This window comes from Janthinobacterium sp. PAMC25594 (assembly GCF_019443505.1).
GTDB lineage: Bacteria > Pseudomonadota > Gammaproteobacteria > Burkholderiales > Burkholderiaceae_D > Janthinobacterium.
Map to the genome: position 1 here is coordinate 1,240,351 of NZ_CP080377.1, position 19,353 is coordinate 1,259,703.

General features: G+C 65.1%; 13 protein-coding genes. 4 read left to right on the forward strand and 9 right to left on the reverse strand.

What is annotated here, in order from left to right; genetic code table 11:
* Window positions 1-8: 8 nt before the first annotated feature.
* Complete coding sequence (locus tag KY494_RS05440) at window positions 9-539, reverse strand: GNAT family N-acetyltransferase (protein ID WP_219135549.1); 531 nt, start codon at window positions 537-539, stop codon at window positions 9-11.
* A 302-nt stretch (window positions 540-841) separates the two neighbouring features.
* Between KY494_RS05440 and KY494_RS05445 the strand changes: the two genes are divergently transcribed.
* Window positions 842-1,897 carry a sulfate ABC transporter substrate-binding protein gene (locus tag KY494_RS05445; RefSeq protein ID WP_308836415.1) on the forward strand — a complete coding sequence of 352 codons (1,056 nt, stop codon included), beginning with the start codon at window positions 842-844 and terminating at the stop codon, window positions 1,895-1,897.
* 164 nt (window positions 1,898-2,061) lie between these two features.
* A complete protein-coding gene (locus tag KY494_RS05450; RefSeq protein ID WP_034757699.1) occupies window positions 2,062-2,280 on the forward strand; it encodes a molybdopterin-binding protein in 219 nt (72 codons plus the stop codon).
* 51 nt (window positions 2,281-2,331) lie between these two features.
* On the opposite strand, the gene KY494_RS05455 is transcribed toward KY494_RS05450, so the two are convergent.
* The 3 genes from KY494_RS05455 to KY494_RS05465 are packed head-to-tail and all read right to left on the reverse strand — an operon-like array spanning window position 2,332 to window position 4,794.
* Window positions 2,332-2,760, reverse strand: coding sequence for a DsrE family protein (locus KY494_RS05455; protein WP_219135550.1), 429 nt, complete (start codon window positions 2,758-2,760; stop codon window positions 2,332-2,334).
* Between the two features lie 43 nt (window positions 2,761-2,803).
* Window positions 2,804-3,553 (reverse strand): LytTR family DNA-binding domain-containing protein, encoded by a 750-nt coding sequence (locus KY494_RS05460; protein WP_128139640.1) that lies wholly within the window; start codon window positions 3,551-3,553, stop codon window positions 2,804-2,806.
* On the reverse strand, window positions 3,550-4,794 hold the full coding sequence (locus tag KY494_RS05465) for a sensor histidine kinase (RefSeq protein WP_219890195.1): 1,245 nt from the start codon (window positions 4,792-4,794) through the stop codon (window positions 3,550-3,552). The genes KY494_RS05460 and KY494_RS05465 overlap by 4 nt, the downstream gene beginning before the upstream one ends.
* A 430-nt stretch (window positions 4,795-5,224) precedes the next feature.
* Here KY494_RS05465 and KY494_RS05470 point away from each other — a divergent pair, with 430 nt between their 5' ends.
* Entirely contained in the window at window positions 5,225-6,103 is an 879-nt protein-coding gene (locus KY494_RS05470; RefSeq protein ID WP_071077862.1) for a serine hydrolase, read from the forward strand.
* A 120-nt stretch (window positions 6,104-6,223) separates the two neighbouring features.
* On the opposite strand, the gene KY494_RS05475 is transcribed toward KY494_RS05470, so the two are convergent.
* Window positions 6,224-7,156: a DMT family transporter gene (locus KY494_RS05475; protein ID WP_219890196.1), complete on the reverse strand. Its 933-nt coding sequence runs from the start codon at window positions 7,154-7,156 to the stop codon at window positions 6,224-6,226.
* A 112-nt stretch (window positions 7,157-7,268) separates the two neighbouring features.
* Between KY494_RS05475 and KY494_RS05480 the strand changes: the two genes are divergently transcribed.
* Window positions 7,269-8,168 (forward strand): LysR family transcriptional regulator, encoded by a 900-nt coding sequence (locus KY494_RS05480; RefSeq protein WP_219890197.1) that lies wholly within the window; start codon window positions 7,269-7,271, stop codon window positions 8,166-8,168.
* On the opposite strand, the gene KY494_RS05485 is transcribed toward KY494_RS05480, so the two are convergent.
* The 4 genes from KY494_RS05485 to recC all read right to left on the reverse strand — a co-directional run bounded on the left by KY494_RS05485 (window position 8,165) and on the right by recC (window position 19,325).
* Window positions 8,165-10,111, reverse strand: a complete 1,947-nt coding sequence (locus KY494_RS05485) for a methyl-accepting chemotaxis protein (RefSeq protein ID WP_219890198.1) — start codon at window positions 10,109-10,111, stop codon at window positions 8,165-8,167. The two genes, KY494_RS05480 and KY494_RS05485, sit on opposite strands and share 4 nt — an antisense overlap.
* A 172-nt stretch (window positions 10,112-10,283) precedes the next feature.
* On the reverse strand, window positions 10,284-12,242 hold the full coding sequence (gene recD, locus KY494_RS05490; protein ID WP_219890199.1) for an exodeoxyribonuclease V subunit alpha: 1,959 nt from the start codon (window positions 12,240-12,242) through the stop codon (window positions 10,284-10,286).
* Window positions 12,232-15,894: an exodeoxyribonuclease V subunit beta gene (gene recB, locus KY494_RS05495; RefSeq protein ID WP_219890200.1), complete on the reverse strand. Its 3,663-nt coding sequence runs from the start codon at window positions 15,892-15,894 to the stop codon at window positions 12,232-12,234. Before recB ends, recD begins: the two co-directional genes overlap by 11 nt.
* Window positions 15,891-19,325: an exodeoxyribonuclease V subunit gamma gene (gene recC / locus KY494_RS05500; protein ID WP_219890201.1), complete on the reverse strand. Its 3,435-nt coding sequence runs from the start codon at window positions 19,323-19,325 to the stop codon at window positions 15,891-15,893. The genes recB and recC overlap by 4 nt, the downstream gene beginning before the upstream one ends.
* Between the last annotated feature and the right edge of the window lie 28 nt (window positions 19,326-19,353).

Below are 19,353 nucleotides of genomic sequence, written 5' to 3' on the forward strand. Positions count from 1 at the left end.
GATAGCCGTCAGGCCGAATTGCAGTTGCAAAAACGCTTGCGCTTGGGGTCGCCGCTAGCGATGCCTGCGGAGTCAATCTGTTTCCAACAAAAAATCGTTTCCACGCCATATGGCGAGCGCACATTGCCCGCCTCGATATAGCCCCGCTTGACAAAAAAGGCCTGGCTGCTGGCCGTGCTGTGCAGTTGCAGGGCCTTGATGCCCCACTCGCGCGCCTGCGCTTCCAGCTGTTCCACCAGGGCCTTGCCGCCCCCCTGGCCTTGCGCCTCGGGCAGCAGGTAGCACAGGGCCAGCTTGCCGGCGCGCGTCAGCAAGCCGACGCCGACGACGGCGCCCTGCTCGACTGCGACCAGCGAAAAATTGGTAGGCGACGCAAACCAGCACGCCACCATCTGCGGTGTTTTATTGCCCAGCCAGGCTTCCAGGATGGCCGGATCGTCCCGATGATCGAGGCTGCAGCATTCGACGATGGAGCGTCGTAATACGTTGCACGCCTCGAAAGCGTCGGTCGATGTTGCAATACGAATTTCAAGACTCATGTACGCTCACAAAATATTCCAGTTGCCGATGCAGACGGTTTTACCCCTGTATCGCGCCATTCGACTATACACCAAGCGGCGCGATCGGGTTTTTTCGCGCCACGCCACAGACCGGTTTTGCCTATGACGGAACCCTTGCAGGCTAAGCCTTGACTGTCGTCTTGCCCACGAATCATTTCAAAAATCGATATCTGTTTTTCAGCACAAACGGGAATCGGATCTAAGCATATTACGAAAAATTCGTTTCTTTTCCGGCCGGAATTTTAGACTATGACTGTCTATTCTCACAACAAGAGTTCAACATGACCCATTCCAACGCCGTATCGACTGCCGCAGCGACACTCACCCAACGCTCGCGCCGCTGGTTCCTGGCCAGCGCCCTGGCCGCTTCCGCTGCCGCCATGAGCCTGCCGATGGCCGCCAGCGCCGCCGAACCCGTGGTCTTGCTGAACGCCTCGTACGACGTGATGCGCGAATTGTTCAAGGATGTGAATCCCGCGTTTATTGCTGATTGGAAAGCCAAAACGGGTGAAACCATCACCATCAAGCAGTCGCACGGCGGCTCGAGCAAGCAGGCGCGCTCGGTCGCCGATGGCCTGGAAGCGTCCGTCGTGACCATGAACCAGGCGAATGACATCGATATCCTCGTCGATCGCGGCCTGGTGGTGGCCGACTGGGCCAAGAAATTCCCGAACAATGCGGCGCCGTTCTATTCCACCATGGTGTATCTGGTGCGCAAAGGCAATCCGAAACACATCAAGGATTGGGACGACCTGGCCAAGCCCGGCATCAAGGTCATCGTGCCGAACCCGAAAACCTCGGGCAACGGCCGCTACACGTATCTGGCCGCCTGGGGCTATGCCGTGAAAAAAGGCGGCAGCGAAGCGCAGGCGCGCGAACTGGTGACCAAGCTGTTCAAGAACGTGCCCGTGCTCGACGGCGGCGGCCGCGGCGCCACCACCACGTTTACCCAGCGTGAAATCGGCGACGTGCTGGTGACGTTTGAAAATGAAGTGCAACTGGTGCGCGCCGAATTCGGCGACAACTTCGAAGTGGTGTATCCAAGCATCTCCATCCTGGCCGAGTCGCCCGTGGCCGTCGTCGACAAGGTCGTCGACCGCCGCGGCGTGCGCAAGGAAGCCACGGCCTACCTGCAATACCTGTACTCGGAGCCGGGCCAGGAACTGGTCGCCAAGCACTACCTGCGCCCCCGTTCGGCAGCGGTAGCGAAGAAGTACGCGGCCAGCTTCAAGCCGATCAGCCTGTTTACCGTCGATGACGTCTTTGGCGGCTGGAAACAGGCACAAAAGAAACATTTTGACGATGGCGGCGAGTTCGACAAGATTTATCAGAAGTAAGTTTGCGCCACATCAATAAAAACCGGGACTTGTTCCCGGTTTTTTCATGTGCGCGCCTGTTTGCGCATATCGATATGCGCATCGATTCGTGGTCAAAACCGCGTGCGCGCCGTACTCTGGCCTTGTCGCGCCACATGGCGTATTACGGGCTCAAAGGAAATATCATGGCTATCTCGGAAGTGAATGTACGCAACCAGTTTCGCGGCAAGATCAAGGAAATCATCTTTGGCCCCGTGGTCTCGGAAGTGGACGTGGAAACGCCGCACGGCATCGTCACGTCGGTGATCACCTCGCGCTCGATCAAGGACCTGGACTTGAAAGTGGGCAGCGAAGTCATCGCCCTGGTGAAATCGACGGAAGTGTCGATCGCCAAGATCCAGTAAGCCCCCGCTTCCCATGCGCCGCGCCCTTGCCATCCGGCAGCGGCGCGTGCGTCAGGGCTTGATATACACATACCCTTCCTGCCACTGCAAGCGGCTCAGCTCGGCCACGCCCGACGGTACGATGACCGCTTCGGGCAGCACGCGCTGGCGGTCGATGTTGCGTCCTTGCAAGGTGTTATTGCAGACGCGAAAACTCACGCCCCGCTTGGCCAGCTCGCGCACCGCCACTTCATACGCAGTGCCATTCTTGTCGATGGCGCCGTCGAGCAGAAAATCGATGCCGGGGCCATGCGCGACGAGCACGATGGTGGCCTGGGGGCTGGCGTCCAGGTGATTGCGGATATTTTTCAGCGCAGCCGTGGCATTGCTGGCGTCATTGACGTGATACACCACCTTTTCCTCCTTCTGCGCTGCCGTGGCAGCCGTGCAAGCGAGCAAGGAAAGAAGGATGGCGGAGAACCAGCGGCGCAAGATTGTCATGAGATGTCCATTTCAGTGGCAGATTAAAAATATTGCCATCATATCAATCCCTGAACAAATACGTAAACGTGCGGCTGACGGGCAGCTTTTCCGTGCTGCCACGCACCAGCACCTGCATGCGCTCGGCGTCGATGCGCTCGGCTGCCTCGATGGCTTTCACGTTGACCATGGTGCCGCGGTGGATTTGCCAGAACTGTTCCGGATCGAGTCCGCCCAGCAAATCCTTCAGCGGCGTGCGCACCAGCGCTTCCGAGCCGGCCAGCACCACGCGCGTGTACTTGGTGTCGGCCTGGAAGAACAGCACGTCGTCGATGTCGATCAGGCGGATCTGCTTGCCCACGCTGGCCTTGATCCATTTCAACTTGTCACGCGGCGGCGCCGGCAAGGCGGCGCGCAGCGACTGCAATAAATTGGCCATGTCGGCCGGCTGCGCACCGAGCTTGTCGCGCAGCCGGGCCAGCGCGCGCTGCAGCCGCTCGGCCTGCACGGGTTTCAACAGATAGTCGACGGCGCCCGCGTCGAACGCATCGACGGCGTACTGGTCGTAGGCGGTGACGAACACGACGTGGGCGCGCTTGCCGATGCGCTCGGCCACTTCCAGGCCCGACAGGCCAGGCATGCGGATGTCGAGGAAAACCACGTCCGGCTCATGCTCAAGGAAACCGTCCCAGGCGTCGTTGCCGTTTTCCGCCACCAGCACGACTTGCGCCTCGGGCCAGGCTTGCGCCAGCAGCATTTGCAGGCGCTCGCGCATCAGGGGTTCGTCTTCGGCGATCAGGATGGTGGTGTTCATGCGACAGGTTCTTTCAGGCTGGATGCAATTTTAATGGGTAGCACTATTTCAGCGATCATGCCGCCCTCTTCGCCGTCGCGCAGGCTCAGGCTGGCGGACGGATCGGACAGCAACAGCCGGCTGCGCACGTTTTCCAGGCCCAGGCCGCCTCCGGGCACGCTGCCCGCACCGTTTTCCGGCAAGCCCATGCCCGTGTCCTGCACGCGCAGGCGCAGCATGCCGTCCACCCGCAGCGCCGAGAGGCGGATCTCGCCACCGCGCAACGATGGTTCAATACCATGCTTGATGGCATTTTCCGCCAGGGTCAGCAAGATCATGCTGGGTATCGTCGCGTGCGCAAACTCGGCCGGCAAATCCAGCGCATAGCGCAGGCGCGAGCCCAGGCGCGCCTGCATCACGCGCAAATACGCGGCCACCATGTCGAACTCGCTTTGCAAGGGCACTTGCTCGCTGCGCATCTCCGCCAGACTGGCGCGCAGGAAGGCGATCAGATCGGCCGTCAATGCCGCTGCCCTGCCCGCGCCTTGCGCGCCCTGCTCGGCCAGTTGCTGCACGGCGCCCAGGGTATTGAACAGGAAATGCGGTTCGATCTGCGCGCGCAGCAGACGCAGCTGCGATTCGCTCAGTTCGCGCGCCAGTCGGTCGCGCTCGGCATCCTGCTGCAGTTGCAAGGTCAGCGCTTCGTATTGCCGGTTGCGCCAGGTGGTCACGAGCGCCAGCGGCACCATATAAAACAGGCCAGCCACCAGCAAGGCGATGCCGCCCACCCGCAGCAAGCGCTCGAAGGCCATGCCCATGGAACCGGTATCGCACAAGCCGGCCAGCAGCACGCCGGCCGCCACCCCTGCCGCGCAGGTCGAAACGACCAGCAAGAGTCTTTTGAACTTGTTGCGCACGGAACTGCGGTAATTGAACCAGACACCCACCAGGCCCCACGTCAGCGCAAAACCCATGCCGTTGCTGAAAGCGAGGGCCTTGAGCAATTCGAACCTGGCCGGCAGCAGCAGGTGCAGGGCGACGCCGATGGCGCTGAACAGCAGCATCAGCTTGAACGCGGCGAGGTAACAAACGGCGCCGCGGTACTTGAGCAGGAAAGCGTGCAATTGCTGGCGCTCGATCGGCGTCAGTTTCACCAGCTTCATGGCGACGTAGCGGCGCACCCGTCCCTGGACCTGCTCCGCCATCTCGGGATGTTGCAGCACCCGCAGCGATTCTTCGTCGATGCCGCGATACCATTGCATATATTTTTTTAACACGATGCGTTCTCCGTGGTCCGTGATTCAGGCATGAACGCAGTCTACGGTACCCCTGTTGCAGGGCATAGCGCGGGGCGACGAAGCACGAAGCGGCGGGCATCAACGACGAAGCGCGCGGCGCCTGCCGGATCAAGTCTGCCAATATTGCTGAAATAATACGAAGTTTCCATAGCGAAATCAATAATTGCGTAACAATTTTCACTACGGCAAGAATAACCGTTTTTATTCGCCAAATTGGCCGCAGCGCCGCCTGTGGCGCCCTTATTCCGTAGACATCGCTTGATCTTTAATGGTATTGTTTAAGCTTGGCAAATATTGCCTCCGAGATACACGCCGCGTCCCCGCGCGGCCCCGTTCCGGATTTGCGCGCAGCGCCCCTGATGGCGCCCCAAAACTGCTTTCCCATTACAATCCCATGCTCAAAAAAATGTTCGCCGCGGTGCTGATGACGCTTTCGACAGCGGCCATCGCCGTGCCCTTCGGTTCCCAGTCGATCCTGGTAGTCGAAGACGGCACAGGCAAAATCTTGCTTGAAAAAAATTCCAACGTGGTGGTGCCGATCGCCTCGCTGACCAAGCTCATGACGGCCATGGTCGTGCTCGACTCCAAGGCGAATATGCAGGAAGAGATCAGCATCGACCGCGAGGATGTCGACACCTTGAAACACAGCACCTCGCGCGTGCCCGTGGGCGCCACCCTGAGCCGCCACGACGTGCTGCAACTGGCACTGATGTCGTCCGACAACCGCGCCGCCGCCTCGCTGGCGCGCACCTTCCCCGGCGGCCCGACGGCGTTCGCCGTGGCCGTCAACGCCAAGATCAAGGCCCTGGGCATGCGCCAGACCGTGATCGAAGAGCCGACGGGCTTGTCGCCGAACAACCAGTCGACGGCGGCGGACCTCGTCAAGATGGCCGTGGCCGCCTCGCGCTACCCGGAAATCAGCCGCATCACCACCGATTCGAAGGACGTGATCCAGATCAAGGGCCGCGACGTGGAATACCACAACACGAACCGCCTGGTGGGCGCCAAGGGCTGGGACATCGGCCTGTCGAAGACGGGCTACACGAATGAAGCGGGGCGTTGCCTGATCATGCGCATCAAGTCGGCCGGCAAATTCGCCACCATGATCCTGCTCAACGCGCGCGCCAATTCCGTGCGCGCCATGGACGCCGTCAACATCCGCCGCATGCTGGCGGCCGAGAACGGTATCGAAGAGCCGAAGGTGATGCGCGCTTCCGTCAGCCGGCACAAGAAGGCGCCGGCCAAGCCATCGAAGCGCCGCCGCGCCAAATAAGCACGGCTGAGAAAACGTCCATGGCGGCGTTGCAGTGCCTGGCCGTACTATTCGTACTGCCTGCGGCACTGCGCCTTGCCCTGAACGTTTTTCAGGCGTGCTTACATATCAGAAAACCACTTACTTCGCTTGCCGGTTGGTCATCACCACGCCGGCAATCGTCACCGCGCCGCCCACCAGCATCGAGGCGAGCACGGGCTCGCCCAGCAGCCCCGCCGCCAGCACGATGCCGAACACGGGCACGAGGTTGTTGAACACGGCCGTGCGCGACGGTCCCAGCGCCTTGACGCCCTCGTAATACCAGACAAAGCCGATCACCGTGCCGAACACGCCCAGGTAGCCGATGGCGGCCCAGACTTGCCAGCCGAAGCTGTGCCACGGCACCGTCGGGAACTCCACCACCGCCCCCACGAGCAAAAAGGCCAGGCCCCACATCGAGGCATACGTGGTGGCGGCAATCGGCGAGAGGCCCTTCAGCGCGACCCGGCCGATCAGGGTATAGGCGGCCCAGCTGGAAATGCCGCAAAACATGAACACTTCGCCCATGCCGATGCCGCCGCCCGTGCCGTGCAGCACGCCGGCGAGGTCGCCGCGCGTGATGACGATGGCCGTGCCGCAAAACGCCAGCATGATGCCCAGCCACTTGAACGATCCGAGCCGTTCGCGGAACAGCATGGCCGAGGCCAGCGCCGTGACGATGGGGTTCAGCGCCACGAACAGCGCCGTGCGCCCGGCCGGCATGCGCGACAGGGCCGCCAGGAAACACAGGTTGTACAGAAAGATGCCCGTCAGGCCCAGCGCCGCCGTCGTCGCCAGCTGCTTGCGGTCCAGGCGCGGCAAGCCGCCTTCCAGTTTCCACGCCAGCACGAGCAGCAGGATCACGGCGACGCCGAAGCGCCCGCTGGCCGCCGTCATCGGCGGCATCTGCTGCGCCAGCACGCGCCCCGCGATAAAGGTGCCGCCCCAGAACAGGGCGACGAAAATCAGTTTGAGGTAGACGAGCGGCGATTGCGCGGCAGGCAAGGTGGCAGAGGGCAAGGCGGATGAAGACATGGGAGTTCCTGTGAGGCCGCTTGCGCGGCGGGTGGTGTACACTTATATATTAATACTAATATCAACTCATGAAATAATGAGTAAATACTCATAGCACAGGAAAACCACAGCCATGACCTTCACGCAACTGGAAATTTTTACCCTGGTGGCCGAACTGCACGGCTTTTCCGCCGCCGCCGCGCAGCTGGGCATCAGCCAGTCGGCCGTCTCGCATGCGCTAAAAGCGCTGGAAAGGGAAATGGGCGTGGACCTGATCGTGCGCCACCAGGCCTCGGCCGAGCTGACGGACGTGGGCCGCCAGCTGCTGCTGCGCGCGCGTGAAATCCTCGGCCTGTCGGAAGCCATGCGCCAGGAAGCGGCCGACGTGCTGGGCCAGCGCCAGGGCAGCTTGCGCATCGGTTCCTTCGGCCCCACCTCGTCCTTGAATTTGCTGCCGGCCATCACGGCGCAATTCCGCCTGCGCTATCCCGGCATCACCCTGCGCATCGACGAGGGCGCCGACCATGAAGTGGTGCAGTGGATACGCGAACGTCGCGTCGATGTCGGCTTCGTCGTGCTGCCCGACGAGCGCTTCGATACGGCGCCGCTGGTGGAAGACCAGATGATGGCGCTGGTGCCGCGCAGCCACCCGCTGGCCAGCGAAGCGGCCATCACCCTGGCGCAGCTGTGCGAAGGGCCGTTCATCATGTCCGAGGCGGGCTGCGCCTGCCTGATCGAACCGCTGTTCGCCAACGCGGGCCTGCAGCCGAATGTGCCCTACCGCATCAGCCAGGTGATCACCATCCTCGACATGGTCAGCCGCGGCGATGGCGTCTCCATCGTGGCCGAACTGGCCCTGCCGCAGCGCCTGCGGGAACAATATCCGGAGCTGGTGGCCCTGCCGTTACATCCGCCCGTCAGCCGCAAGGTGGGCCTGGCCGTGCGCGACCGGCGTCAGAACACGCCCGCCACCAACGCTTTTTTCGAGGTGGCGAAGCAGATGGCGCCGACCCTGGCGCCCCGGCGCGCCTAGAACGTTTCCCACTCGTCGCTGCGCTCGGGCTTGGCGACGGGCGTTTTTGCGGGGCGGCTGGCGAGGCGCGGCGCGATGGCTGCCCGCGCCACGGGCCGGACTGGCTGCGGCTGCGGCTGCGGTTTCTGCTGCTGCGGCGCTTGCCCGTCATCGAGCTTGAACACGCCCACCACCTGCGCCAGGGTGCCGGCCTGGTCTTGCAGGCTTTCCGCCGCAGCCGCAGCCTCTTCCACCAGGGCCGCATTCTGCTGCGTCACCTGGTCCATTTGCGCGATGGCCTGGTTCACCTGTTCGATGCCGGAACTCTGCTCGACGCTGGCGGCCGTGATCTCGCCCATGATGTCGGTCACGCGGCGCACGCTGTCGACGATTTCCTGCATCGTCGCTCCCGCCTCGTCGACCAGGCGCGCGCCCGAATCGACCTTGCCCACCGAATCGTCGATCAGCAGCTTGATTTCCTTCGCCGCGCCAGCGGATCTTTGCGCCAGATTACGCACTTCCGTCGCCACCACGGCAAAGCCGCGTCCCTGCTCGCCCGCGCGCGCCGCTTCCACGGCCGCGTTCAAGGCCAGGATATTCGTCTGGAAGGCGATGCCGTCGATGACGCTGATGATGTCGACGATCTTCTTCGACGAGTCGTTGATCGAGGCCATGGTCTCGACCACTTGCGCCACCACTTGCCCGCCCTTGCTGGCCACGCCGGACGCCGATTGCGCCATCTGGTTGGCCTGGCGCGCATTGTCCGCGTTCTGTTTCACGGTGGAAGTCAGCTCTTCCATCGAGGCGGCCGTCTCTTCCAGCGAGCTGGCTTGCTGTTCCGTGCGCGACGACAGATCCTGGTTGCCGGCGGCGATTTCCGACGACGACACCTTGACCGATTCGCTGGCCATGCGGATTTTCACCAGCACGGCGGCGATCTTGTCGATGAAGCGGTTGAAGGCGTCCGCGATCTGCGCCAGTTCATCCACGCCGGAAGCGTCGAGGCGGCGCGTCAGGTCGCCTTCGCCCGAGGCGATGTCGTCGAGCGCATCGCGCACCAGCTCCAGGCGCTTGAGCATTTTAAAGACCAGCAGCGACAGCAGCACCGCCGCCGCGCCGGCCAGCAGCACGGCCGTGACGGTGGCCGTCGTCAGCATCGTCTGCAAGGCTTGCATGGCTTCCTGCTGGTCGAGCACCACGGCCAGCAGCCAGCTTGTCCCCGCCACGCGCGTGACGTACAGCATGCCGTCGCGATCGTTCAGGCGCACGGCGTCGCTCTGGCGCGCGCTTTCCAGCCGGTTGATCTGCGCGGCCGACAGCGCCGCATCGAGTTTCGCCACCGGCTGCAGGCTCAGTTCCTTGTTCGCATGGGCGATGATGGTGCCGCTCTGGTCGACGAGGAAGGCAAAACTGTGCGGCGTCGGCTTGATCGCCACCACGTTGGCGATGACCGTATCGAGCAGCACGTCGGCCCCCGCCACGCCCAGCAACGCCTCTTTCGGGCCGACGGGCGCCGTAAACGACACCACCAGCTTGTGGCTGGCCGCATCCACGTACGGCGGCGTCAGCATCGGCACGCCCGCCTTGACGGTGTCCGTGTACCAGGCGCGCGCGGTGGGATCAAAATCGGCCGGGCGGCCCGGATGGGTAAACACGGAGCGCTTGTCCGCGTAGCCGATGAACACTTCGGCAAAATCGCCGGCCTTTTCCGCGATCTGGAAGGCGCGCAGCGGATCGGGCGTCTCGGCCGACATGACGACGGACGCCATCACCTTTTTCTTGCCATCGACCCATTGCGCCAGCACGGCCGACTGGCTTTGTAGCAGCTGCTGCATCTGCTGGTCAGCCGAAGCCAGCATGCTGTTGCGCGTGGTGACGTAATTGGCGACCGACAAGGCCAGCATGGACAGCACGACGATGGAAACGCAAATCAGCACCAGACGCGTGCGAAGGGAAGACAACATGATGGACTCCTCGTTTCGATTTTAATGGCGTGAAATAGTGGCAAAAAACAGTGCTTTTGCACCACGTTCTCTACGAAAGTATTTTCACACAAAAATCGGAACAATTACCCCAACTATTCGGAATACAACACATATATTTCTATATGGAAACCTACAGAGCCCGGTCAAACCGTCAGCCGATCAGTCCTCTCAAGCCGCTGGCGCGCTGCGTGCGGCGCAGAATCGCGTCGAACAGCACGGCCTGCGTGGGCGAGACCAGGGTAAAGAAGTCGCGCGCGCGCGTGATGCCCGTGTAGACCAGTTCGCGCGCCAGCATGGCGCCGCCCTCCTGCGGCAGCACCAGCACCGTGTGGCGAAATTCCGAGCCCTGCGACTTGTGCACCGTCATGGCGAACGCCGTTTCCACGTGGCGCAAACGCGTGGCCAGCACGCTGCGCACGTTCTCGCCTTCCAAAAAATACACGCGCAGGGAACCGGGCCGCGCCGGATCGCGCAGGGTCAGGCCGATGTCGCCATTGAACACGCCCGTGCCGTAGTCGTTGCGCGTGACCATCACGGGACGGCCCACATACCATTCGCTGCGGCGTATCCAGCCTTCCTTTTCCAGCCGCAGCTCGATGGCCGTGTTCAAGCCGGCCACGCCCCACTCGCCTTCGCGCACGGCGCACAGGATGCGGAATGCCTCGAAAGCGTGCAGCACGGCGCGCACCCAGTCGTCATGCCGCGCGTACGCCGCCTCGCCCGCGTTCACCAGCGCCAGGTAGGGCTGATAGCCGCCGGGCGCGTCCACCCGCCCGCGCAAGGCCAGGCGCAGCACGTCTTCCTGCTGCGCCGGCACGTTCCACGCCAGCTGACCGCCGCTGTCGCCGGCGAAACACGCCCTGGCCAGATCGGGCCTGCCGCCATTCACGGCCAGCGCCAGCTCGCCGATCGGGCCGCTGAAACGGTGGCTGTGGCGCAGCATCACCGTCTGCTGCGCCAGCGCGCCGGCGCCACCTGCAAAGTCAGGCGGAATGGCCACGCCGCTGGCCGCCTGCGCATACGCGATGGTGTCCGCCGTGTAGCCGCCCGCCTGCGCATCGTGGCACAAGTCGCCCAGCACGGCGCCCGCTTCCACCGACGCCAATTGATCCTTGTCGCCCAGCAGGATCAGAATCGCCGTGGGCGGCAAGGCATCGAGCACCGAGGCCATCATCTCCAGGTGCACCATCGACGCTTCGTCGACGATCAGCACGTCGACGTCGAGCGGATTGCCCGCGTGGTGGGCAAAGGCGCGCGTATCGGGCCGCGCGCCCAGCAAACTATGCAGGGTGCGCGCCGCGCCCATGCGCCGCGCCAGTTCCAGCAGGGGCAAGGCTTCCCCGACCTTTTCCGCCAGGCCGCTCAAGGCCTTGTCGATCGACTGTTTCAAGCGCGCGGCCGCCTTGCCCGTGGGCGCTGCCAGCGCGATGCGCAGCTGCTCCGGCTGCGGCGAGACGGCAAACAGCAAGGTCAGCAAACTGGCCACCGTGTACGTCTTGCCCGTGCCCGGGCCGCCCGTGATGATGGCCACCTTGCCGCGCAGGGCGATGGCGCACGCCACCTTTTGCCAGTCCGGCCCCCCATCCTGCGTGGGCTGGTCGAACAGGATGTCGAGCCATTGCCGCACCTGTGCCAGCGGCGGAGTGCTCAAATCCTGCGCGCGCACGGCGATCTTTTCACCGACCAGTGTCTCGTCGCGCCAGTAACGGCGCAGGTACAGGCGGTCGCCATCGAGCACCAGCGGCTGTTTCACATCGGGCGCACCGACCTGCCACACCTGCGGCGCGCCGGCCAGCAGCGCGCGCCAGCCGTCAAGCGATGCGGGCAGCGGGCCGGCAACGGCCAGCACGGCATGCCACAGCTCCTCGCTCCAGCCCAGCAGCTGCGACGGTTCGCTGGCCAGGTCCGCCAGCATCAGGCAGCTGTGCCCCCGCCCTTCCAGCTCGGACAGGACCACGCACGCCACGGCCACGGCGGGCGCATGCGGCGCCTGCTCGTCCAGGCTGGCGATGAAGCGGGCAAAGGCGGCGCTCAGGCGGCGCAGATGGCCCGCCCCGGCGACGCCGTCGATGTGGCTGAACAAGGCATTCATTTGCTCACTATGCTGCATGATGTTCCGCTTCTTCTGACAATAGTTGATCGAGTCCGTCCAGCAGTTCCAGCTGCGGCGCCAGCCAGTAGCAGCCGTGTGTATCCGCATTCGCTATGCCGCGCAGGAACAGGAAGATGGCGCCGCCCAGGTGCTCGGCCGGATCGTAAGCGTCACCGAGGCGGCTTTTCAGCAGCCGGTGCAGGGCCAGCATGTAGATCGCGCCCTGGATATCGTAGCGGTGCTGCGCCATGCCGGCCGCCAGCGCCTGCGTGTGATAGGCGCCGTCGTTGGCGCCCAGCGCATTCGACTTGTAGTCGAGCACCCAGTAGCGCCCCTCCCGTTCGATGACCAGGTCGGCAAAGCCTTTCAGCATGCCGTGCAGCTGGCGCCGCGGCAGCGCGGGACGCGGTGCGCCGCCCAACAGCAAGCGCGTGCACAACTGGTCGAGCGCTGCGGTGGACAAATGCTCGCTGGGGAACCAGAACTCCATCTCGGACAGGGTGCTATCGAGCTGCGACAACGACGCATCGAGCAGCGGCAGCGGCGTGACGGCGATTTCCCTGAGCCAGGCGATGGCATCGTCCTGGCGGTGGCCCCAGCCTGCCCGCTCGCAGCGCGCGGCCAGACGCGTGTCGAAATTGGCCTCGTGGACGCTGTCAAAACCTTCTCCGCCCATCCACTCGAGCTGTTCGTGCAGGAAATTGCCGGGCACGGAACCACGCGGGAAGCGGTGCCATGGCGCGTCGCCCGTCTGCAGCGGCGACGCGGCCGGCACGCCGGTGCCGTCTTCCAGCAAGGTCTCTTCCAGCGCCCGCTGCGGCACGTGCGCGGCCGCCACGGCGCCGATCTGGCGCGTCAGCGAGGTAAAGCTACCCACCGACCAGTCGCGCTCGAATTCGCCCGCGAACACGGGCGCGGGACGCAGTTCGGGACGACGCTCGACCCGGTCGAGCACCGTGCAGGCGTCGGGCTGCGCCAGGGAGCTCACGTAGATGGCGTCGCAATCGCCCGCCACCTGCTGCCAGCGCAGCAGCAGCTGCTCCGCCGGCAGCTTGTCGCCGCCCGTCAGCAGGTAGCCGAGCGCCGATTCGTGCAGGGTATTCTCGCCCGCCTTGCGCGCCGCCTGGGCGGCCACGCCCAGCCACAGGAAATGGCGCGCGCGCGTCAGGGCCACGTACAGCAGGCGCAAGTCTTCCTCGATGCGCGCTTCCTCGACCGCCGCCATGGCTTCGTCGGACAAGGACAGGTCGAGGCGGCGTTCGCCATTCTCCCCGGCATACTCGAAGAAGCTGCGGTTGCGTTTATCCACCTTGCGCGCCGTGACGGCGAACGGTAAATACACAAGCGGGTATTCGAGGCCCTTGGACTTGTGCACGGTGATGACTTTCACCAGCTCCGCATCGCTTTCCAGGCGCAGCACGCGCTCGTCGCCGCCCTCGCCTTCGCCGGCGATCTGCTCGGCCAGCCAGCGTATCAGCGCCTGCTCGCCATCGAGCTGGCGGCTGGCCGATTGCAGCAGTTCGGCCAGGTGCAGCAGATTCGTCAAGCGCCGCTCGCCGCCCGTCTGCTGCAGCAGCATGGCGGGCAATTGCAGTTCGTGGATGAAGCGGCGCAGCATGGCCAGCACGCCCTGGCGCTGCCAGATCAAATGCAGGGCCTTCAGTTGCTCGACCCGGCGCTCCCATTCCAGTTCGTCGCTCGACAGGCGCGCCAGCTCGCCCAGCGACAGGCCGATGGTGCGCGTGGCAAGCGCGGCGCGCGCCAGTCCCCCGTCAAGCGGGTTGGCCAGCGCCGCCAGCCAGCGCAGCACGTCTTGCGCTTCCTCGCTGTCGACGACGGAATCCTTGTCGGACAAATACACGCTGGCGACCCGGCGGCGCGCCAGCGCGCGGCGGATGGCCGCCGCTTCCTTGCGGTCGCGCACGAGCACGGCGACATCGGCCGGCTGCAGGCGCACGAATCCGTCGGGACCGGCAAAACCGGCTTGCGCATCGCCCAGCATGGCGACGATATGCTCGGCGCAATGCTGCGCGAAATACTCGCGGTAGCCGTCGCCGCGCAGCCCTGCATCGCTGGCGCAGGCGGCCAGCAGCGCCGGCAGCGGGCCGCCGGCGTTCACCAGGTACTCGTCGCGGCCCTTGGCGTCGACGGCTTCGAACGGCAGCGGATTCTCGCCGTTCTTCCGATAGCGGAAGGCGCCTGCCGGCACCTCGGCGCGCTCGGCGTGCAGGAACAGCTGGTTGACGGCCGCCACCAGCGGCGCCGTCGAGCGGTAGTTGGTGCCCAGCTGGTAGTGGCGACCGGTGGTGGCGCGCCGCGCCGCCAGGTAGCTCTGGATGTCGGCGCCGCGAAAGCCGTAGATCGACTGCTTCGGGTCGCCGATCAGGAACAGGCCCAGCGCCGGATCGTTGTCGGCAATCCGGTACAGCGAATTGAAGATCTGGTACTGCGCCGGCGCCGTATCCTGGAATTCATCGACCATCGCCAGCGGGTATTGATCGATGATGCGCTGGCGCAGGGCCGCGCCATTTTCGCCGGCCAGCGCATCGTGCAGACGTTGCAGCATGTCGGCAAAGCCGAACTGGCGCGACTGGCGTTTTAACTGATCCATGCGCCGCGCAATGGCCGCCGCCGCATGCAGGTGCAGCTTGTGCGCCAGCGGCGTCAATGCCGCCAGGGCGATGCCCAGCGCTTCCGTATGTTCGAAGCACTCGGGCACCTGGGCCGTGAAACTCTTGGCAAACGCATCCTCGATGCCGAACGGCGTCAAACGCTCCCACGCCTTGGCCGTGATGGCCGGCAGCAGCAACAGCGGGTCCTGTGCCCAGCGCCGCAAGCCGTCGAACCACTTCGCCAGGTTCTCCGGCTTCATCTTGACGCCGTTAAAACACTTGGGATTGACGGCGCGGTGGTCGTTGATCCAGGTCGCCATCTGCTCAGTGCGCTCGACCCAGCCCGCCTTCAGGGTGGCCAGCTGCGCGGCCAGCGCCCGCTGTTCGCGCGCGATCAGGGTAGATAAAGGTTCTTCGTCCGCCATGCGCATGATGTCCGCGCGGCGCGCCAGCTCGCGCGCGCCTTTCTTCAGCGCCCCCACGTCGGGCCAGCAGGCCAGCAGCACGTCGAGCGCCTGCGGCGGCAAGGGATAGACTTGCTGGCGCCAGTAATCGTGGGCCGCATCCTCGAACAGGGCTTGCTCGTCGCTGACCAGTTCTTCGTCGAACAGGCTGCCGCTGTCGAACGCGTGCTCGCGCAGCATGCGCTGGCACCAGGCGTCGATGGTGAAAATCGCCGCTTCATCCATCGTCTCGGCGGCCAGCATCAAGCGGTGCGCGGCCTTTTGCCGCTCGCTCTCGTCAGGATAGGATTCCAGCAAGGCGTCGAGAAACGGGTCGCTGCCACCGGACTCGTGGCGGAAGTAGGCGGCCGCCTCGATCAGGCGCTCGCGCACGCGATTCGACAATTCGCGCGTGGCGGCGCGGGTAAACGTCATCACGAGGATGTCGGCCGGCAGCAGGGGACGCGTAAAGCGGCTGTCGTCGTCGCCGTGTCCCAGCACGAGCCGCACGTACAGCGCGGCGATGCTCCAGGTCTTGCCCGTGCCGGCCGAGGCTTCGATCAGGCGCGAGCCGTGCAGCGGGAACGCCAGGGGGTTGAGCAGATGGCTCGTCATTGTTCTTCTCCCGCGCCGTCATCGGGCGCGCTGATCGGGTCGATCGTAATGTGTTGTTGCAGCCAGTCGGCCAGCGGGCCATACAATTCGCGCGTGCAGTCTTCCCATGCCTCCTCAAGCGCCAGCGCGGAAAACTCGGGCCACAGGCGCGCCAGGCACAGTTCATCGCGCTCGCCAGACAGTTCAAAACCGCCATCGTAGACGGCGCGCGGGTCGCCCTGCTGCACCAGCGCCAGGCCCGTCTTGCACGCCGTGGGCAACGGATGGTTCATGCCTTCGCGCCACAGCGCCAGCAAGGTGGCCAGCGCATCGCGCGACGTGGCCGGGTCGAGTGGCGCCATGCTGACGATGGCGTCGCGCGCCACCAGATAGCCGGTGACGGGAAAGCCGAGGGCGGCGGCGGCCAGCTGGCGCAGCCACATCAGCATCAGCTTGTCGCCGCGCGCCAGGCCGCCCTTGTCCGTCACTTTCGAGGAAATCTGCATCAGCCAGGCCGTCTCCTGCCCGTTGCTGCACAATTTATCGAGCCAGTCGTCGATCTGCACTTCGCCGAACGGAAAATTGATGGCGCGCTTGTCGGCCGCCAGCGGGAACGAGGCGCGCAGCGACAGCCACGCGCTGCGCACGGGCACCAGCGCCTCGACCAGCTGCGCCTGCACTTGCCGGCCGATCAGGCCGATGGGCAGCACGCCTTCGCGCGCCAGTTTCTGCGCGCGCGCTTCCAGGCTGGCGCGCACCTCGTCCAGCGCTTCGACGGCGCCGCCGTCGTCGAGCATGGTGTCTTCCAGCAGATAGCGTTCGAGCGCATTCAGGCCGAACGGCTCTTCATCCTCGCCCAGCATGGCCGCATCGGCGAAATACACGCTCAGGCGGCGGCGGAAAAAGTACTTGACGGGCTGGCGCAGGAAGCTGGCCAGCTCGCCCAGCTTCAGGCGCGTGCCGGGATCGAGCTCGTAGGGGCCCAGCGGCAGCACGGCGGCCTGCGCGTCCGCATCCGCCGCATCGGCATCGGTATGGACTACGCGCCATTCGCGCGCGTAGGTCAGCAAGCCATCGGCCTCGAAATAGCGGCGACTGAACGGCTGCAGCGCATGCTCGGTGGTCAGCGAGGCCAGGTGCCGGTCCAGCGACCAGCCGGCGGCCAGGTAGTCGCGCAGCTGCGACACCAGCACGGATGGCGGCTGCTCGGAATTGTCGCGCACATTGCGCCCCACCCAGCTCACGTACAGCTTGTCGCGCGCGGCCAGCAAGGCTTCGAGCATCAGGTAGCGGTCATCGTCGCGGCGCGAGCGGTCGCCCGGGCGCGCCATGCCGGGCAGCGCCAGCAAGTCGAAATCGGCCTTTTGCGCGCGGCGTGGAAAATCGCCATCGTTCATGCCCAGCAGGCACACGACGCGGAACGGCACGGCGCGCATCGGCATCAGCGTGCAGAAAGTCACGCCGCCGGAGACGAATTGATGGTTCAGGGTCGGCTCGTCGAGCGCGCCCAGCCACGCCACGCGCAGCACGGACAGCGGCACCTGCTCGACAAAACCCGCATGCTCGCAGGTTTCCAGCCAGCCCTGCAAGGCGCCTTCCAGCTGCGCCAGGGTCAGGCGATCGCCTTCGTCGTCGGCATCAAAGAAGGCGGCCAGCAGCGCGCGCGCCTGCACGCCCCATTCGGCGGGCGTGTGCGCGCCGGCCAGCACGCTGCGCCAGTGCAGCAACGCCTCGACCAGCTGCGCCAGCGAGCCCGCCAGCGCCGCATCGAGGCCGCCCACTTCCGCATACGGCTCGATGCCGCCAAAGCTGGCGCCGCTGCCGCTGGCATAGCCGAGCAGCATGCGCCGCACGCCGAAAATCCACGCATTCTGTTCCCCGGCCGCGCCCAGCCCCAGGCCGGCGCGGTGCGCCTGGTCCAGGCCCCAGCGCACGCCCGCCCCTTCGATCCAGGCGCCCAGGGTGGCCAGGTCGTCCGGCTGCAGGCCGAAGCGCGCCGCCAGCGCGGGCACGTCGAGCAGGTCGCGCACTTCACTCTGGCGGCAGCGCTGCTGCGGCAGCTGCAGCAGCCATTCGAGCGCGACGAGCAGCGGATTGACGCTGCGGTCCTTCACGTCGCCGATCTCGAAGGGGATGAACCGCTCGTCATTGCGCCGGTACTGGCCGAAGACGGCGTGGATGGCGGCCGTAAACGTGTCGATGTCGGGCACCATCACCACCACGTCGCGCGGACGCAAGCCCGTTACGGCGCTGTGCGCGAACATGGCCAGCAGCTGGTCGTGCAGCACTTCCACTTCGCGCTGCACGCTGTGCGCCACGTGAAATTCGATCGAGCGGTCGCCTGCATCGGGCGGCGTTTGTTCATGTTCCGCCAGCGGCCGCAGTTCGCGGATGGCCACCTGCACCTGCTGCAGCAGGGTTTCGCCCGTTTCCTCGCCAAACAGGTCGATGCGCAGGCTGTCGTCGCGCCCCTCGGCTTGCGCGTGTTCGTCGAATTCGTCGAGCATGCGGATGAAGTCGCGCCCTTGCCTGCCCCAGCTGGCCAGCAGCGGATGGCTGTGCGCATGCAGTTCTTCGAGCGGAATTTGCGCCAGGTCGGTGCCGTTGCGCTGCCGCTGGCGCTTGTTTTCCGCGCGCAGCAAGTCGCGCCCGTCGATGATGTCGCCCCAGTAAAACTGGCACGGATTGGGCACGGCCAGCACCACCTGCGTGTGGCGCGCCAGCGCGGCCAGCGCCTGCAAGGTCTGGTATGGCAGGGCCGACACGCCAAACAGCACCACCCTGCGCGGCAGCTTGCCGGCAGGCGCATCGCCGGCGGCGATCGCCGCCAAAAAGGCGTCGTGGATGTCGGCGCGGCCCGTGTCGCGCTCAAACGGCTCCACGTCGGCAGCCACGGCGCGCCACAACTGCGCCTGCCAGCGCTGGTCTTCCTTCAGGACGATAGCTTCACCGCGCGCCGTGCGCAACTGGTCGCGCCCGGCCGCCCAGTCGGCCAGCCAGTCGGCGCGGTAGACTTGGTACTGGTCGAACAGATCGGCCAGGCGCTCGGCCAGCTGCAGCCGGCGTTCGCTATCGCCATCGGCAAGGAAGTAGCGCAGCGGCGCAAACACCGGGTCTGCCAGCAGCGAGGGTAAAAGACGCATCAAACGCCAGGTCAGCGGCGATTTATCGAACGGCGACACGCGCGGGACCCGCTCGCGCCCCAGCATGCCGCGGTAGCTTTCCCACAGCAGGCGCGCCGGCAACGCGATGCGCGTGGCGGCGCAGACGCCCATTTCTTCGGCCAGGGCGATCTTCAGCCATTCGGCCACGCCGTTCGACTGCACCAGGAAGATATCCGTTTCCAGCGGCGCCAGCGGATGCTGGCGCAGCCACTGGAAGACGGCGGCGCGCAGCTGTTCCAGCTGGTTGCCATGCAGGATGAGAAGGCCGGGCGTGACGGGAGTATGCATGCTGATCCGATGGGTTGCCGCGTCTCCG